At 56.2% G+C, this 14,043-nt stretch carries 14 protein-coding genes, 1 tRNA gene and 3 pseudogenes; 10 read left to right on the plus strand and 8 right to left on the minus strand.

Going from position 1 to position 14,043, the window contains the following annotated elements; all coding sequences use genetic code 11:
• Positions 1-67 precede the first annotated feature (67 nt).
• A complete protein-coding gene (locus LOY38_RS18030; protein ID WP_258696393.1) occupies positions 68-1,264 on the plus strand; it encodes an amino acid aminotransferase in 1,197 nt (398 codons plus the stop codon).
• Positions 1,265-1,514: 250 nt separating this feature from the next.
• Positions 1,515-1,715 (plus strand): hypothetical protein, encoded by a 201-nt coding sequence (locus tag LOY38_RS18035; protein ID WP_007935214.1) that lies wholly within the window; start codon positions 1,515-1,517, stop codon positions 1,713-1,715.
• Here LOY38_RS18035 and LOY38_RS18040 read toward each other — a convergent pair.
• Positions 1,712-1,942, minus strand: a complete 231-nt coding sequence (locus tag LOY38_RS18040) for a hypothetical protein (RefSeq protein WP_008007186.1) — start codon at positions 1,940-1,942, stop codon at positions 1,712-1,714. The genes LOY38_RS18035 and LOY38_RS18040 overlap by 4 nt on opposite strands.
• Positions 1,943-2,169: 227 nt before the next feature.
• Between LOY38_RS18040 and LOY38_RS18045 the strand changes: the two genes are divergently transcribed.
• The 8 genes and pseudogenes from LOY38_RS18045 to LOY38_RS18080 all read left to right on the plus strand — a co-directional run.
• Positions 2,170-2,245, plus strand: a tRNA-Asn gene (locus tag LOY38_RS18045).
• Positions 2,246-2,406: 161 nt separating this feature from the next.
• Positions 2,407-3,726 carry an integrase arm-type DNA-binding domain-containing protein gene (locus LOY38_RS18050; RefSeq protein ID WP_258696394.1) on the plus strand — a complete coding sequence of 440 codons (1,320 nt, stop codon included), beginning with the start codon at positions 2,407-2,409 and terminating at the stop codon, positions 3,724-3,726.
• Between the two features lie 913 nt (positions 3,727-4,639).
• Positions 4,640-4,888 (plus strand): annotated as a pseudogene (locus tag LOY38_RS18055) (integrase); the annotation flags it as partial.
• Between the two features lie 227 nt (positions 4,889-5,115).
• Positions 5,116-5,448, plus strand: coding sequence for a carboxymuconolactone decarboxylase family protein (locus LOY38_RS18060; RefSeq protein WP_014860758.1), 333 nt, complete (start codon positions 5,116-5,118; stop codon positions 5,446-5,448).
• A gap of 44 nt (positions 5,449-5,492) precedes the next feature.
• Entirely contained in the window at positions 5,493-6,599 is a 1,107-nt protein-coding gene (locus tag LOY38_RS18065; RefSeq protein WP_258696395.1) for an alkene reductase, read from the plus strand.
• Between the two features lie 48 nt (positions 6,600-6,647).
• Positions 6,648-6,866, plus strand: coding sequence for a 4-oxalocrotonate tautomerase family protein (locus LOY38_RS18070; RefSeq protein ID WP_071550870.1), 219 nt, complete (start codon positions 6,648-6,650; stop codon positions 6,864-6,866).
• Between the two features lie 166 nt (positions 6,867-7,032).
• Positions 7,033-7,435: pseudogene (gene kefF, locus LOY38_RS18075) on the plus strand (glutathione-regulated potassium-efflux system oxidoreductase KefF); the annotation flags it as partial.
• Between the two features lie 13 nt (positions 7,436-7,448).
• Positions 7,449-7,733 (plus strand): annotated as a pseudogene (locus LOY38_RS18080) (glutathione-regulated potassium-efflux system protein KefC); the annotation flags it as partial.
• A gap of 14 nt (positions 7,734-7,747) precedes the next feature.
• Here the strand turns inward: LOY38_RS18080 and LOY38_RS18085 are convergent.
• From LOY38_RS18085 to LOY38_RS18115, 7 genes are all read right to left on the minus strand, one after another.
• Positions 7,748-8,077, minus strand: a complete 330-nt coding sequence (locus tag LOY38_RS18085) for a co-chaperone YbbN (RefSeq protein WP_258696396.1) — start codon at positions 8,075-8,077, stop codon at positions 7,748-7,750.
• Positions 8,078-8,140: 63 nt separating this feature from the next.
• Positions 8,141-8,839, minus strand: a complete 699-nt coding sequence (locus LOY38_RS18090; RefSeq protein WP_258696397.1) for a DsbA family oxidoreductase — start codon at positions 8,837-8,839, stop codon at positions 8,141-8,143.
• A 23-nt stretch (positions 8,840-8,862) separates the two neighbouring features.
• Positions 8,863-9,447 (minus strand): TetR/AcrR family transcriptional regulator, encoded by a 585-nt coding sequence (locus tag LOY38_RS18095; RefSeq protein WP_258696398.1) that lies wholly within the window; start codon positions 9,445-9,447, stop codon positions 8,863-8,865.
• 104 nt (positions 9,448-9,551) lie between these two features.
• Complete coding sequence (locus tag LOY38_RS18100; protein ID WP_258696399.1) at positions 9,552-10,325, minus strand: SDR family NAD(P)-dependent oxidoreductase; 774 nt, start codon at positions 10,323-10,325, stop codon at positions 9,552-9,554.
• 98 nt (positions 10,326-10,423) lie between these two features.
• The gene (locus tag LOY38_RS18105; RefSeq protein ID WP_258696400.1) at positions 10,424-10,978 is read right to left on the minus strand and encodes an OsmC family protein; all 555 of its coding nucleotides are present in this window, start codon (positions 10,976-10,978) and stop codon (positions 10,424-10,426) included.
• Positions 10,979-11,378: 400 nt separating this feature from the next.
• Entirely contained in the window at positions 11,379-11,954 is a 576-nt protein-coding gene (locus tag LOY38_RS18110) for a TetR/AcrR family transcriptional regulator (RefSeq protein WP_104910642.1), read from the minus strand.
• A gap of 506 nt (positions 11,955-12,460) precedes the next feature.
• The gene (locus tag LOY38_RS18115) at positions 12,461-13,978 is read right to left on the minus strand and encodes a nucleobase:cation symporter-2 family protein (RefSeq protein WP_258696401.1); all 1,518 of its coding nucleotides are present in this window, start codon (positions 13,976-13,978) and stop codon (positions 12,461-12,463) included.
• Between the last annotated feature and the right edge of the window lie 65 nt (positions 13,979-14,043).

The raw sequence follows: 14,043 nt of genomic DNA on the forward strand, positions 1-14,043 counted from the left end.
ACCGCTCTAGTGCATTCGGCTGGAGCGCGACACGTCCCTCCACACTCCATTCAGAGCCGCCGTAATAATGAGCCTGTTCTCCGCTGTCGAAATGGCACCACGCGATCCAATCCTGGGCCTCAACGAAGCATTCAATGCCGATACCCGTACCAACAAGGTCAACCTGGGGGTTGGTGTTTACTGCAACGAGGAGGGGCGAATTCCACTCCTGCGCGCCGTTGTCGAAGCCGAGACGATTCGCGCCGCTCAACACGCTTCCCGTGGTTACTTGCCGATCGACGGTATTGCCGCCTACGACCAGGCGGTGCAAAAACTGCTGTTCGGCAATGATTCACCGCTGATCGCTGCTGGCCGGGTCATCACCACCCAAGCCGTCGGCGGTACCGGCGCGCTGAAAATCGGTGCCGACTTCCTCAAGCAACTGCTGCCGAACGCCGTTGTGGCGATCAGCGACCCGAGCTGGGAAAACCACCGCGCACTGTTCGAAACCGCCGGTTTCCCGGTGCAGAACTATCGCTACTACGACGCCGCGACCCACGACGTTAACCGTGCAGGCCTGCTGGAAGACCTGAACGCCTTGCCGTCCGGCTCTATCGTTGTACTGCACGCTTGCTGCCACAACCCGACCGGCGTGGATCTGAGCCCGGCGGACTGGAAAAACGTCCTGGAAGTGGTGAAAGCCAAAGGTCACGTACCGTTCCTCGACATGGCCTACCAGGGCTTTGGCGACGGTATCGATGAAGACGCCGCTGCCGTGCGCCTGTTCGCCGAATCGGGCCTGACCTTCTTCGTCTCGAGCTCGTTCTCCAAATCCTTCTCGCTGTACGGCGAGCGCGTTGGCGCCCTGTCGATCGTCAGCGAGTCGAAAGAAGAAAGCGCGCGCGTGCTGTCGCAAGTCAAACGCGTGATCCGCACCAACTACTCCAACCCGCCGACCCACGGCGCTAGCATCGTCGCCGCCGTGCTGAACAGCCCGGTATTGCGTGCGCAGTGGGAAGAGGAACTGGCAGAAATGCGCCTGCGGATTCGCGGCATGCGCACCCAGATGGTCGACCTGCTGGCGAAAAACGCTCCGCAACGCGATTTCAGCTTCGTCGGTCGCCAGCGCGGCATGTTCTCCTACTCCGGCCTGACGGTTGAGCAAGTGACCCGTCTGCGCAACGAGTTCGGCATCTACGCCCTGGACACCGGCCGCATCTGCGTTGCCGCGCTGAACCAGAACAACATCGACGCCGTGACCAAGGCCATCGTTCAGGTGATCTGAGTCTTTGTGTGATATGAAAACGGGAAGCCACATGGCTTCCCGTTTTTTATTTGTCTTCGATAATTCCCAGTTCGACGACCGGTCGCTCTAGACTGCACGCAGATCAAAAATGTGGGAGCGGCGGTGCGGCGATCCGACTTGCTCGCGAAAGCGGTCTATCTGTCACATTGATGCTGAATTTGCCGCCGCCTTCGCGAGCAAGCCCGCTCCCACAAGTTATGAGTACACCCGAGAATTCTTGAGAGCCCACATGAAAAACGATGACCTACGCGCTGACCGCGACGAGCTGGACCACTTCGTGCCCCGCTCCTCGGCCAAACGCGGTAACAACCTGGTGCTGCAAGTGGCTGCAGGCGTGTTCCTTGGCGGCCTGGCATTGTGGCTGGTGCAACTGGCCGCCACGATGTTGTACGCCAAGCTGATGCTCGGCACCATTACCTTCGGCGGTTAGGCCAGTTCGGTCGCGCGCTGGCTGGCCGCGTCGTCGTAGGCGACGTAAAGCGACTCGGCCACCTGGCTTTTGATCGCCTTGGTGCTTTCCAGGCCCAGGACAAAACCTTCAGCCTTGCCGCCCGCGCGGTTCAATTCGTCAGCGGTGCTGGCCTGAGTGATTGCGTCGAACAGCTTCTCGGCGTGCGGGCCCACACCTTTGGGCAGGCTTATCTGAGCGATGCTCATACGAACACCTCGTTGTTTTGAGGTGTGAGGGTTGGATGATTCATGGCGCGTACCTTTTCGGCTGAGGGCCGGCAGCGCGTGTCACCACTTCCGGGCGGCCATGGTAGACCTCTACCGCAATTCTGGTAACCGCCAATAGCCGATAAACCACCCTCTGATCCGATGAAAACACCAAACTACCAACAGAGGCTTGACTTCTCTTTTTGAATCAGTAACATACACGTCATTCCGCGATAGCTCAGTTGGTAGAGCAAGTGACTGTTAATCACTGGGTCCCTGGTTCGAGTCCAGGTCGTGGAGCCAGACAAGGTTCCAGAGAAGGCTTTCAAAATCTCTGAAACCCCCGAAAACCCGCCTTCTGGCGGGTTTTTTCGTTTTGGCGTTCTGTCGGATTCCGGTAAGTACCAGCCATTTTAAGGGTAGAGTTTGGGATAAAGGTCAGTTCGATAAAAGGGAGTACCCTTATGTCGCGCACTACTGCTCCACTCTCCGACGCCGCTTGCCGTTCGGCCAAGCCCACAGACCGCGCCTACAAGCTTTTCGACGGCGACGGCCTTTACCTTCTAGTCCAACCCAATGGCCGCAAAGGCTGGCGTCTCAGATACGTCAAACCTGATGGCCGGGAAGGACTGACCTCATTCGGCAACTACCCCATCGTTGGCCTCGCGAATGCGCGCCGCAAGCGCTTGGAGGTCAAGCGAATGCTGGCGGATGGCATTGACCCTATAGGAGCCAAGAACCAAGCCAAGACGGACGCTCTGATCAAAGGCCGCACCTTTGAAAGCGTTGCCCTCGGCTGGCACACGGAAATGTCAGCCAAGTGGGCACCGGACTATTCCAAGACAGTGATGAGTCGCCTCAAAACTCACCTCTTCCCGCTGATCGGCGCCCGCGCCATTGTCGACCTTGATACCCACGACCTTATGCGGCCCCTGGACGCGATTAAGAAGCGCGGAACGATAGACATTGCTTTAAGGGTACAAAACTACCTGCAGAGCATCATGCGCGAGGCAAAGCGCCTCCGGCTTATCACCGTAAACCCTGCTTACGACCTCGTAGGCTCGATCAAAGCCCCGCGGGTCGTCCACCGCCCCGCCTTATCCTTATCGCGCTTGCCTGAATTGCAGGAACGGATCGACACCTATAAAGGCCGCGCACTTACCCGGCTGACGGTCTTGCTGTCGCTGCACGTGTTTGTACGCTCCAGCGAGCTGCGCCTCGCCCGCTGGAGCGAGTTCGACCTCAAACGTGGCGTCTGGGAAATACCCGACACGCGACCAGCGTTGGAAGGCGTACCCTTTTCCACAAGGGGTACGAAGATGGCAGGCGATATCCATCTTGTACCCTTATCGCCGCAAGCGATCGCCCTGCTCGAGCAGATCCACGCAATCACAGGCAAATTTGACTTGGTGTTCGCAGGCGATACCAAGTCTTGGAAACCAATGTCCGAAAACACTGTGAACAGCGCGCTTCGGAAGATGGGGTACGACACCAAATCCGAGATCTGTGGGCATGGGTTTCGTTCGATGGCCTGCAGCGCACTGATCGAGTCAGGTTTGTGGACGGACACAGCCATCGAGCGGCAGATGAGCCACAAGGAACGCAACAACGTCCGCGCCGCTTACATCCACAAGGCCGAGTTCATCGAGGAGCGCAGGCTGATTATGAACTGGTGGAGTCGCTACCTTGAGGCCAATCAGCAGAAGCATGTCAGCCCACGCGAATTCGCCAATCAGACGGGTGCGAATGTCACTCGCCTAAAAGCAAAACGTGGCGCAACTTAGTAAGCGCTCGGTCCTCATATCTCAGTGATCCGCTTGTCCACGCGGGTCCATCCAAACAGGGCTGCAAAGCCGCCCTGTTTGGATGGACCTCACTTAAAAAATCTAAAGCCCACGCAATTGTCTGTGGAAAACCACTGATTTCTATTAGTGGATAATTTCATCCACAGCCGCAGAACTCCCGAAAACTCGAGCCTTGACCCGAATTCTCCACAGGCGTAGAAAAGATCGGGCAAAGCGCTGTCGTTGACAGCAACCCAGGTAGCCAGAACCTTTAAGGCTACGCCACGCCGTGGTGGTTCTCCCAAAGTGCGATTAGCGTCCGGCGGCTCGCACGATCACAGCGATGTGATGGATGCCTACTCGACTTATCTGCCCACTGCGGCAGACGATGGACCTACCTCGCTGCGCTGCAGCAACCTCACCTCTTGGCACACTTCGCTGCGCCAATCCGTGCCCGTCTCTTTCTCCTGGAACGAGACGGGCGCTCCTACCACTGCTGCAGCCCACCTCGTACAAGGCTTTGCGGCATTCCCCCTCGTGACAATCGGCGTGACAAACACCGAAGTCACCAGCAACAGCGATGCAGATGATGGTGCCGCAGCCCACGGAATGGACTGCACCTGACTGACAGTCAGGCACGCCCCGGTCTTCGCCTCGCTGCCTTCACCCGACTCAGGATCTCGCGGCATTGGTCTCGTCAGCCAGTGCGACCTCCACCCGCCCACTTCTTCGGAAGTGCTCAGGAGGCCAGATCATGAGATGCCCAAGCTCCCGGTCGTAAGGAGCCGCCAGTCCCGCGTTAGTGGACAAACCTCACAGGCCGCAGGGGCCTTGATCCCTGATAACACTCAACATTCGTGGCGGGATGACGTGGGGAAAGTTTCAAAGGTTTGGTTTCGGGAGGAGTTTGATCATGGCACTGGTGGGCAGGCGAGATGGACGCAATTTTGGCTACGGTCGGCAGCTGAGTTATGCCGGGCCGCAGGCATTGCGCGATCTATTTGGCGGCGGGCATTACGGCACGGCGCAGGCGCACAGTGCTCGCTGGTAGGCGTTTGTTCGGTGGTGTCGCTCGGAAGATGGGCCGGGGCTTAACGATGCGCGGCAGATTGATCGGCAGACGTTGCTGAACTATGCCGGACATCTGCGTCAGCAAGTTGAATAAGTGCGATATCGGCATCGCCACCGCGCAAGGTGCTGACAATCAACAGTCCAGTAATCGTCATCCCCATGAAGCGATTTTCTATTGTTCGGGACCAAATTATCAATACCTTCGATTGCGTTGATAGTGAAAATCAGCACGAACACATTGTACGCCTACCAACTGGATGGTAGCTTATTAGCAAATTTCTAGATAACTGTAATTAATACCATCCCTGTGAGAATCCCATGCAAGATTGGAAGCAAACCCGCAAAGACATCAATACTCGCTTGGTAGAACTAAACGGCCTGTCTCCGGAAACAATGAAAGGCATGGCGGCGCTCGGCGCTGCCGGCGGCAAGACCAATCACCTGGACGCGAAGACCCGCGAACTGATTTCCCTCGCCGTGGCCGTGACCACCCGCTGCGACGGTTGCATCGCCTTCCACGCCGCCGAAGCCAAGAAACTTGGCGTCACCAGTGAAGAAGTCGCCGAAGCACTGGGCGTGGCAATCAACATGAACGCCGGTGCCGCGTTGGTGTACAGCACACATGTGCTGGACGCATTCGATAAGTCGTAAATCAAACGCTAACTTTCAACCTGTTAACGACTTCGAGACTAATCATGAATAAGCTGTTCACCCCTTACGATCTGTCCGGTACTGCGCTAAAAAACCGGGTCGTTATGGCCCCCATGACCCGCACCCGGACACTAGACAACATCCCTAACGAGTTCACCGCGCTGTATTACGCACAGCGTGCTTCTGCTGGTCTGCTGATCACCGAAGGCCTGCCGATTTCCGACGAAGCCCGTGGCTACCTGTACACCCCAGGTATTTATGCCGACGAACACTTGCCAGGCTGGCGTCAGGTCACCGACGCGGTGCATGCCAAGGGCGGGAAGATCTTCGCGCAGTTATGGCACGTTGGCCGTATGTCCCATATCTCGGTGCATGGCATGGTTCCGGTTTCTTCGGGTACTCAGCCGGCGGTCGATACCACGGTGTATGCCTGGATCGAGCCTGACGAATCCGGCGCTGTGCAACCCAGCGTGCCCCGTTCGCTGGAAACGGAAGAAGTGAAACGTGTCATCGCTGACTTTGTGAAGTCTGCGCGTATGGCGATGGAGGCCGGTTTTGACGGTATCGAAATCATGGCTGCCAACGGGTTCCTGTTCGATCAGTTCCTCAGCAGCGCCTTGAACACCCGTACCGACCAGTACGGTGGCTCGATCGCCAATCGCCAGCGCTTTCTGCTGGAAACCATTGACGCGATTTCTGCCGAAATCGGCGGCTCGAAGATTGGCGTACGGTTCTCGCCGTTTGGCCGCCTGTATGACTTTGGTGTGTACGAAGGTGAAGCAGAAACCTGGATGAGCATGGCGGCAGCGCTTAATGAACGCGAACTGGCCTACGTCCACCTGAACTACCAACCGACCATCGTCGCCGCTGAAACGCCGCCGGGGTTCGGCGCCGCGTTCCGTGAAGTCTACAAGGGTACTTTGATGGCCGCCGGTGGGTTTAACCAAACCCTCGCTGAGTCGGAACTGGTTAAAGGTGAACTCGACTTGATCGCCTTCGGTACGGCCTACATCGCCAACCCCGATTTGGTGGAGCGCATGCAGAACGGCTGGCCACTGGCAGAGGGTGATCGCGCGACTTACTACGGTGTCAGCGATCGCATTGCCAAGGGTTACACCGACTACCCGGAATACGTTGCAGCCAAAGCCTGATTGTTCGCTGTTTCATCACTGTCCACTTCAGACGTTAAGGAGCACACCATGCCTCTCGTTACCATCAAAGGCATTGAAGGCGTTTTTACCGACAAGCAGAAAGCCGAAGTCATCCAAAAAGTGACGGACGCCATGGTGTCTGTAGAAGGTGAAAACATGCGCGCCCTCACCTGGGTCATCTTCGAAGAGGTCAAAAGCGGAGATTGGGGAATCGCTGGCGAACCCGTGACTGCGCAGGACATATTGAAACTGCAAGTAGGTAAATAAGGGTTCCATCCCCAAGAAGCGACTCTCTGGTCGGTGGGCATCTTTATGCCCAACGACCAGAGAGTTTTTTCGTTCTGAATGAACTCGCGATTTGTCGTGGAATGCTCCCAATGATTCTGATCATTACGCTCACCCTTACCCCGACAAATCCAAGGTTAACGAGGTGATGCTCAGGCAAGCCTCCAATAACCCGGATGTGGTCATACGCTCCATTTATGACCTGTACCCGGACTTCAACATCGATGTCCAAGCCGAGCAGCAATCCCTAGAACAGGCAGAGCTTCTGATCCTGCAACATCCGCTGTACTGGTACAGCTGCCCGCCGCTGCTGAAATTGTGGATCGATAAAGTCTTCACCCAAGGGTGGGCCTATGGCAAAGGCGCCACCGCACTCAAAGGTAAGAGCTTGTTGTGGGCCGTGACCACCGGCGGCGAGCACGACCAGTTCGACATGGGTGACCACCCCCGAGTTTTCGGTGCTTACCCAACCCCTGCACGCGAGCGCGACCTACTGCCAGATGCGCAGGCTGACGCCTGTGGCTGTCCACGGTGCTTTCAACGCTGCCCCTCGACCCTGCTTTCGCATTGTCCTTGGGCCGCAGGGCATTGGAGCAACTGGGCATTGGTCGCTACAAAGCCCGCGAACGAGCGGATCGATTCCGTCGCCTGAACCTGGAGATGCTGGAAGAAATGGCCGCGCAGCCTGTGGATGATACCGAGTTCAAGTATGGCGCCTACAAACGGGCCAACGCGCTGTTAACGGAAATCTTCAACGAAGACCGCGCTCATCCCATCGATAACTGGTCCGGGGCAAATCCACACCCGAGGGATGAAAAAGAACGTCAGGCTGATCAGCCTGACCGCTGATGGAGGAGGTTCGGTTAAATCGCCTCTTCCAACTCCGCAAGAATGGCTTTTTTCATTGTTCCAACTGAACGGGATCCGGGCATGACCCGCATCAGCCGCCCCTCATGGAACACCGCCAAGGATGGCACCGCCCGGATACCGTACATTTGCGCGATCGTCGGAGACACCGCCACATCAATCTTTGCAAAAGCCGCCAGGGAGTGAAGCTTTTCTTCCAAAGCATGAAAGACCGGCTTCATCTCCTGACAAGGCTTGCACCAGGACGCTGAAAACAGCACGACGCTGCTGCCTTTGGCCACAAAGCGGGCGAACTGCTGAGCACTCAACTCAACGATACGGCTCATTTGGATCTCGCTCTCAATATGGATGAAGGGCGGCACAACCCAGTGCCGCACCGCTTCTGCTGATCAAATTTTGCAGCCATCTATGCCGCAGACTTGACTGCTGAATGCGTCATCTTCGACTTTCGACTTCTCCTGCATCTTGTTCAGCGCTTCAAGAAAAGCAGCCTCAGGCTGAGCACCGGACAATGAGAAGGCATTATCGAATACAAACAAAGGCACGCCCGAACCTAGTTGCGCGGCGATATGTTCGTCTTCCTCCATCTCTTCGCGCAATTCAACGGATGACCACGCCCATTGGATTAACGCGTCCGAAACACCTACGGTCTTGGCTATGGCCTCCAGGCTGCCGCGATCAAACAGCGACTGACCATGGGAGGTACTTTGCTCATACAGCGCCTCGACCAAGCGTTTTTTAACGACTTCGTCCGCAACCGCCTTGACCAGTACATGGGCATCTGCGGTATCGCCAAACAGCATGCTGTCAAAGCGGTAATCAAGCCCATCGGCCCGACCATATTTACTGACGGTGTTCATCATCGCGGCAGCGGAATCCGGATTGCCGAGCTTGCGTTTAAGGGCAGCGATCATAGGCTCTGGCGCTTGATTCGCCGCCAGACGATAGGCCCTGACGTTGACTTGTACATTGTCTTTTTCAGCAAATTTATCGAGCGCCTGCTCGAATCGACGCTTGGCCACCCAGCACCAAGGGCAAACAAAATCAGACCAGATATCCACTGCATATTTTTTCGAAGAAGTTTGCATGACTCGTCCTGTACTCAAAGAAATCAAGACCGCGTTACCAGCGTTTCAAGCAAATGATCGAAGCCTGCCAACGGGTCGGTTGATCGGCCCAATGTCCAATCGATAAGGCTCGCGCCCTCCAGGCTGCTCAGCAGCATGAACGCGTAGGTCTCAACGGGTTTGTCCGGCGACCAGTTGCACTGCCGGACCCCTGCATTGAGGGTGGCCTGAAGCCAATCGAGCTGGGTTTCAAAGAAAGCCCGAGTGAGCCCTTGCAGCGACAGCGGCAGTGCCGCCATTTCTGCCGCCATTTCTGCCGCCAGGGCACCACACAAGGGCAGCAGCCCCTCGTTGGCGCTGATGATGAAAAGCCGGGCAAAACCACGAAGCCGCAGCAACGGATCAGTATTCATTTCTTCGATCGAACTGAGGGTCGCATCGAAGCGTTTGATGTAGTCCTTGATCAGCTCCGCGCCCAGACTTTCCTTGGTCGGGAAGTGATGGTGAATACTGGCTTTTCTAATACCGATCTGCGCCGCAAGATCGGCATAGCTGAACGCGGAATAGCCCTTGGAGCGCATTTGGGTTTCCGCGACTCTCAACAGCGCTGCTTTTGTCGTGATCGACATTGAAGACTCCTGCGGCCAGCATCAGCCTTCTTTCACTTGAACTGAGTGAAGGCGTGAAAGCTCCCACGATGGGAGCTTTCATCAGGCCGCGCTCGCCACTGTGGTCAGGCCCGAACAGCCATAATTCCAGCATCCACGTCCCAGATTGCGCCGGTCACCCAGGACGTCTTGTCCGACAGCAGGAACAGGATGGTGTTGGCGACGTCTTCAGGAACGCCGACTCGTCCCAACGGGTGGAAATCGTTCAGCGACTTCATCGCTTCCGGGATCGCCTCTTTGTCCATGAACCCTTCATAGATCGAGGTGTGAACGATCCCTGGCGAGACGGCGTTGACCCGGATACCCGAGTGAGCCAATTCAATTGCCAGGTTGCGTGTCAGCGCATGCAGACCTGCCTTTGCCATGGAGTAGGCAGAGGCCGGCGAACCTGCCAATGCAGCCTGTGCACCGATGGATCCGACGTTGACAATTGCCCCTTCAAGCTTGGCGGCCAGCATGTTCTTGACCACGGCCTGAGTGATGAAGAAGGTTGCACGGTTCAGAGACAGGTACATGTCGTACTCGGCCTCATCGTGCTCGGTGAACGGCTTGGGAATAAAGATCCCGGCGGAGTTCACCATCAGGCTGATATCGCTATGGTTGGCATTGATTTCCTTGCGAACTAAATTCATGCCCTCTTCAGTCATCAGGTTGGCGACGATCACCGACACAGGGCCCAGCGGACTCAGCTCGTTACGCACCGCATCGGCCTTGTCTTGCTTGCTGCCGGTGAGCACCACGCTGCCGCCTGCCTTGAGCACCATGCGGGCCGTTTCCAAGCCCATGCCACTGGTGCCACCGACAACTAGCAGTTTTTTACCTTGGAAAAAATCGTTCATTGCAGACTCCGGTTATCCAGAACTAATTAGGGTCGGCACCAAGGCGGCTGGCTGCCTGCTGGTGCACGCAAGGTTTGAATGTCTTTGAAACGAGCGAATCAGCCCTCACGCACTTCGAGGGTTGGCACCATGCGGATGGCTTTCGAGAAGTTGGCGTAGTTGACCGAGGTTTTGAGCACCACTTTGTGCAGTTCTTCAACGCGCTCACGGGAGGCGTCGGTGTGCAGTCGAATCACCACACTCACTTCGTCGTAACCCGGGTTGACGCTCTCGTCGAGGCCCAGGAAGCCTTGCAGGTCGAGGGTGCCGTCCGTTTCGATTTCCAGGCTGTGAATCTTGATACCCATCATCGCGGCGTTGGCGGCATAACCGACCGACATGCAGGCGTTGAGAGCGGCCATCAGCAGCTCTTGAGGGTTAGGCGCAGTGTTTTGGCCCAGCAATTCATTAGGCTCATCGGCGACGATTTCGAAATCCCGCGAGTAGGTTTCACCGGCCAGACTGTAGCGGTTGACTTTGGCCACAGAGCGAGTCTGGCCTTTCCACTGAGTCTTGACGTTGAAGCTCGCGTGGCGCTTGGTCGCATCCTCAGCAACGCCTTGGGCAAACTGCTGGAGTGCGGCGACATCGATACCATTCAGGTTGTTGCTCATGTGTTCGTTCCTCTTCGGATGGACCGGGCGTTTGGCCCGGAAGAGAAACAAGACTACCAACTAGTAGGTTGTCGATCAAGAAATTATTCTTCTTAAAACCAACCACCGAAAAAAAACAGCTTAAACAGCGTTTTTTTCCTGAATAGGGATAACTGCGATAACAATGCAGTGATTGCTACTTAATCTTGTACTTTTGGTCACACACCGAAAGTGTAGGCATGGGTAGGTATCCGCAACCCAAACGCGAGACTAGACGTACGTTCGTCAGATTGAGTGCGCGCAAAAAGAACTCAGAGAGTGTGAGCTAAGCGGCTGAAACCACTTACGAGGCGGGAAAACGGACCGAGCCAGCAGTGGCAGAATCGGTCGTTTTATGACGCAGAAAAAAGCTGATCGAACCTCAGTGATGCGTTTCGGTAACCCGAAGTCCATCTAAAATGAAATCAAATCCAGAAGACTGTTCGTAATTGTCGTTCAGCGCCCAAGATACAAAGCTGCCACCTTCCAACGTATTCAAGATGAACCTGGCAACCTTCACGCCGTCCAGCTCAGCTTTGAGTTCCCCTGCCGCTTGGCCCAGTGCGATATTGGCCTGAAGCCAATTGAGATGGATTTCGAAAAAGTCCCGCGTCATTTCCTTTAGGCTTTCAGGCAAAGCCAGCAACTCCGCCGCCAAGGCGCCGCAGAGCGGAAGCATCGCGTTTTTACTGCTTTGCGCGAACATCAAGGCGAAGGCATTGAGCCGATCGATAATGCCGGTATTTTCATCATTGATGCATTCCAGCTGATTCTTGAACCGGAACAGATAACTCTCAACGATGGCAATCGCCAGACTTTCTTTGGTGGGAAAGTGGTGGTGAATACTCGCCTTCTTGATACCGATGTCTTCCGCCAGATCGGCATAGCTGAAGGCTGCGTAGCCCTTGGTACGCAACAGAATCTCAGCGCTGGTCAGGAGGTCGGAACGTGTACTCATGATGCCGTTTCCAAATTTATCAATGCGGCATCATAAATTAGTACTTCTTCATAAGACAGCGCTCAGGTTGCGCACCTATGAACCACCCTCTGGAATCGGCCACAAGCAGTCAGCCGTTTCTCAGCTCGGCATTCTCCTCAGTGAAATAGGCCTAACGTTAGGCTGCTAACTTTCTACTGTTGCCGTTGCCGTTGCCGTGCTCATGAGGTACTGAAAGAACTCGCATAAAATACTGTCTTGATTAGGATAATCGTAGGGATAGAGACTTTAGAAATCCGCATTAATTTATTGTAAAACAGGTACTTAATTTTGCATTCGAGTCCAGGTCGTGCCAGACAGCAAAACCGAAAAGCCCCTGAATCGAAAGGTTAAGGGGCTTTTTTGTGCTTGCCATAAAGTCAAAAGATCGCAGCCTGCGGCAGCCCCTACAGAGGATCGCATCACACACGAATCACCTGCAGGAGCCGCCAAAGGCTGCGATCTCTTGATCTTCCGGCTATAAGCCGTCAGACATGCTCACTGCTTTTCGCATGCACCGCCCGCGGCTCGGCATGCCCATGATCCATCTCCACCACCGGGATCTCATTCCCGTCGCAGTCATGCAGCTTACCTTCGCTGAAGTAATCCCCTTCCCGCAACGCCGCCAGGTCCTGATAACGCAGGACTCGCTCGGTACCGGCTGCAAACACCGATTGCTGATCCGAGTTGCCGGCGGTGAGGTGGTTGAAGGTCAGGTTCAGCACGATGGCCATGATCGCCGAAGAACTGATGCCCGAGTGGAAAATCGTCGCAAACCAGCTGGGGAAGTGTTCGTAGAAGTTCGGTGCGGCGATGGGGATCATGCCAAAACCGATCGAAGTGGCGACGATGATCAGGTTGACGTTGTTGCGGTAGTCGACCTTGGACAGCGTCCGAATGCCGCTGGCCGCCACGGTGCCGAACAACACGATGCCGGCGCCGCCGAGTACGGAGGTCGGCACGGCGGCGATGACCCGCCCCATGAACGGCAGCAATCCGAGCACCACCAGGAACACACCGCCGGTGGCCACCACGAAACGGCTCTTGATCCCGGTCACCGCCACCAACCCGACGTTCTGGGCGAAGGCGCTCTGGGTGAAGGAGCCGAAAATTGGCGCGACCATGCTCGACAGCATGTCGGCGCGCAGACCATTGCCCAAGCGTTTGGAATCGACTTTGGTGCCGATGATTTCACCGACGGCGAGGATATCGGCCGAGGTTTCCACCAGGGTCACCATGATCACGATACACATCGACAGAATCGCGGCGAAGTGGAAGGTGGGCATGCCGAAATGAAACGGTGTCGGGAAGCCGAACATCGGGCCTTGGGTGACGGACGAGAAATCCGCCATGCCGAGGAACACCGCGATGACTGTGCCGATGACCATGGCCAAGAGGATCGACAAACGGGAGATGGTCGCACTGCCGATCTTGCTCAGTAGCAGGACCAGCACCAGCGTCACCGCCGCCAGACCAATGTTTGCCATGCTGCCGAAGTCCGGAGCATGGCTGTTGCCGCCCATGGCCCAGCGCGCGGCCACCGGCATCAGCGTCAGGCCGATCGTGGTGATCACAATGCCCGTCACCAGCGGCGGAAAGAACTTGGTGATTCGCGAGAACACCGGCGTGATCAGCAAGCCGATCAGCGACGCGGCAATCACCGCTCCGAGAATCGACTGAAAGCCGCCTTCCCCACCACTGCTGACAATCGCCACCATGGTCGCAACGCCGGAGAACGACACGCCCTGTACCAGCGGCAACTGACAACCGAAAAACGGCAAACCCAGGGTTTGCAGCAATGTCGCCAGCCCCCCTGCAAACAACGAAGCAGCAATCAACAAACCGATGTCCGCCGGTGAGAGCCCGGCCGCCTGGCCAATGATCAAAGGCACCGCGACGATACCGCCGTACATGGTCAGAACGTGTTGCAGTCCGTAAGCCATATTCGCGCCGATCCCGAGATTTTCATCCTCGGGCCGTTGGTGTGAAACATGGGGTGTTTTCATGGCTGGGGGATTCCCTGGTTTTTTGTTGTGCGCACACTGTATTCAACACTCAGGACAAATGTCCA

The sequence above is a fragment of the Pseudomonas sp. B21-015 genome (assembly GCF_024749285.1).
Classification (GTDB): Bacteria; Pseudomonadota; Gammaproteobacteria; order Pseudomonadales; family Pseudomonadaceae; genus Aquipseudomonas.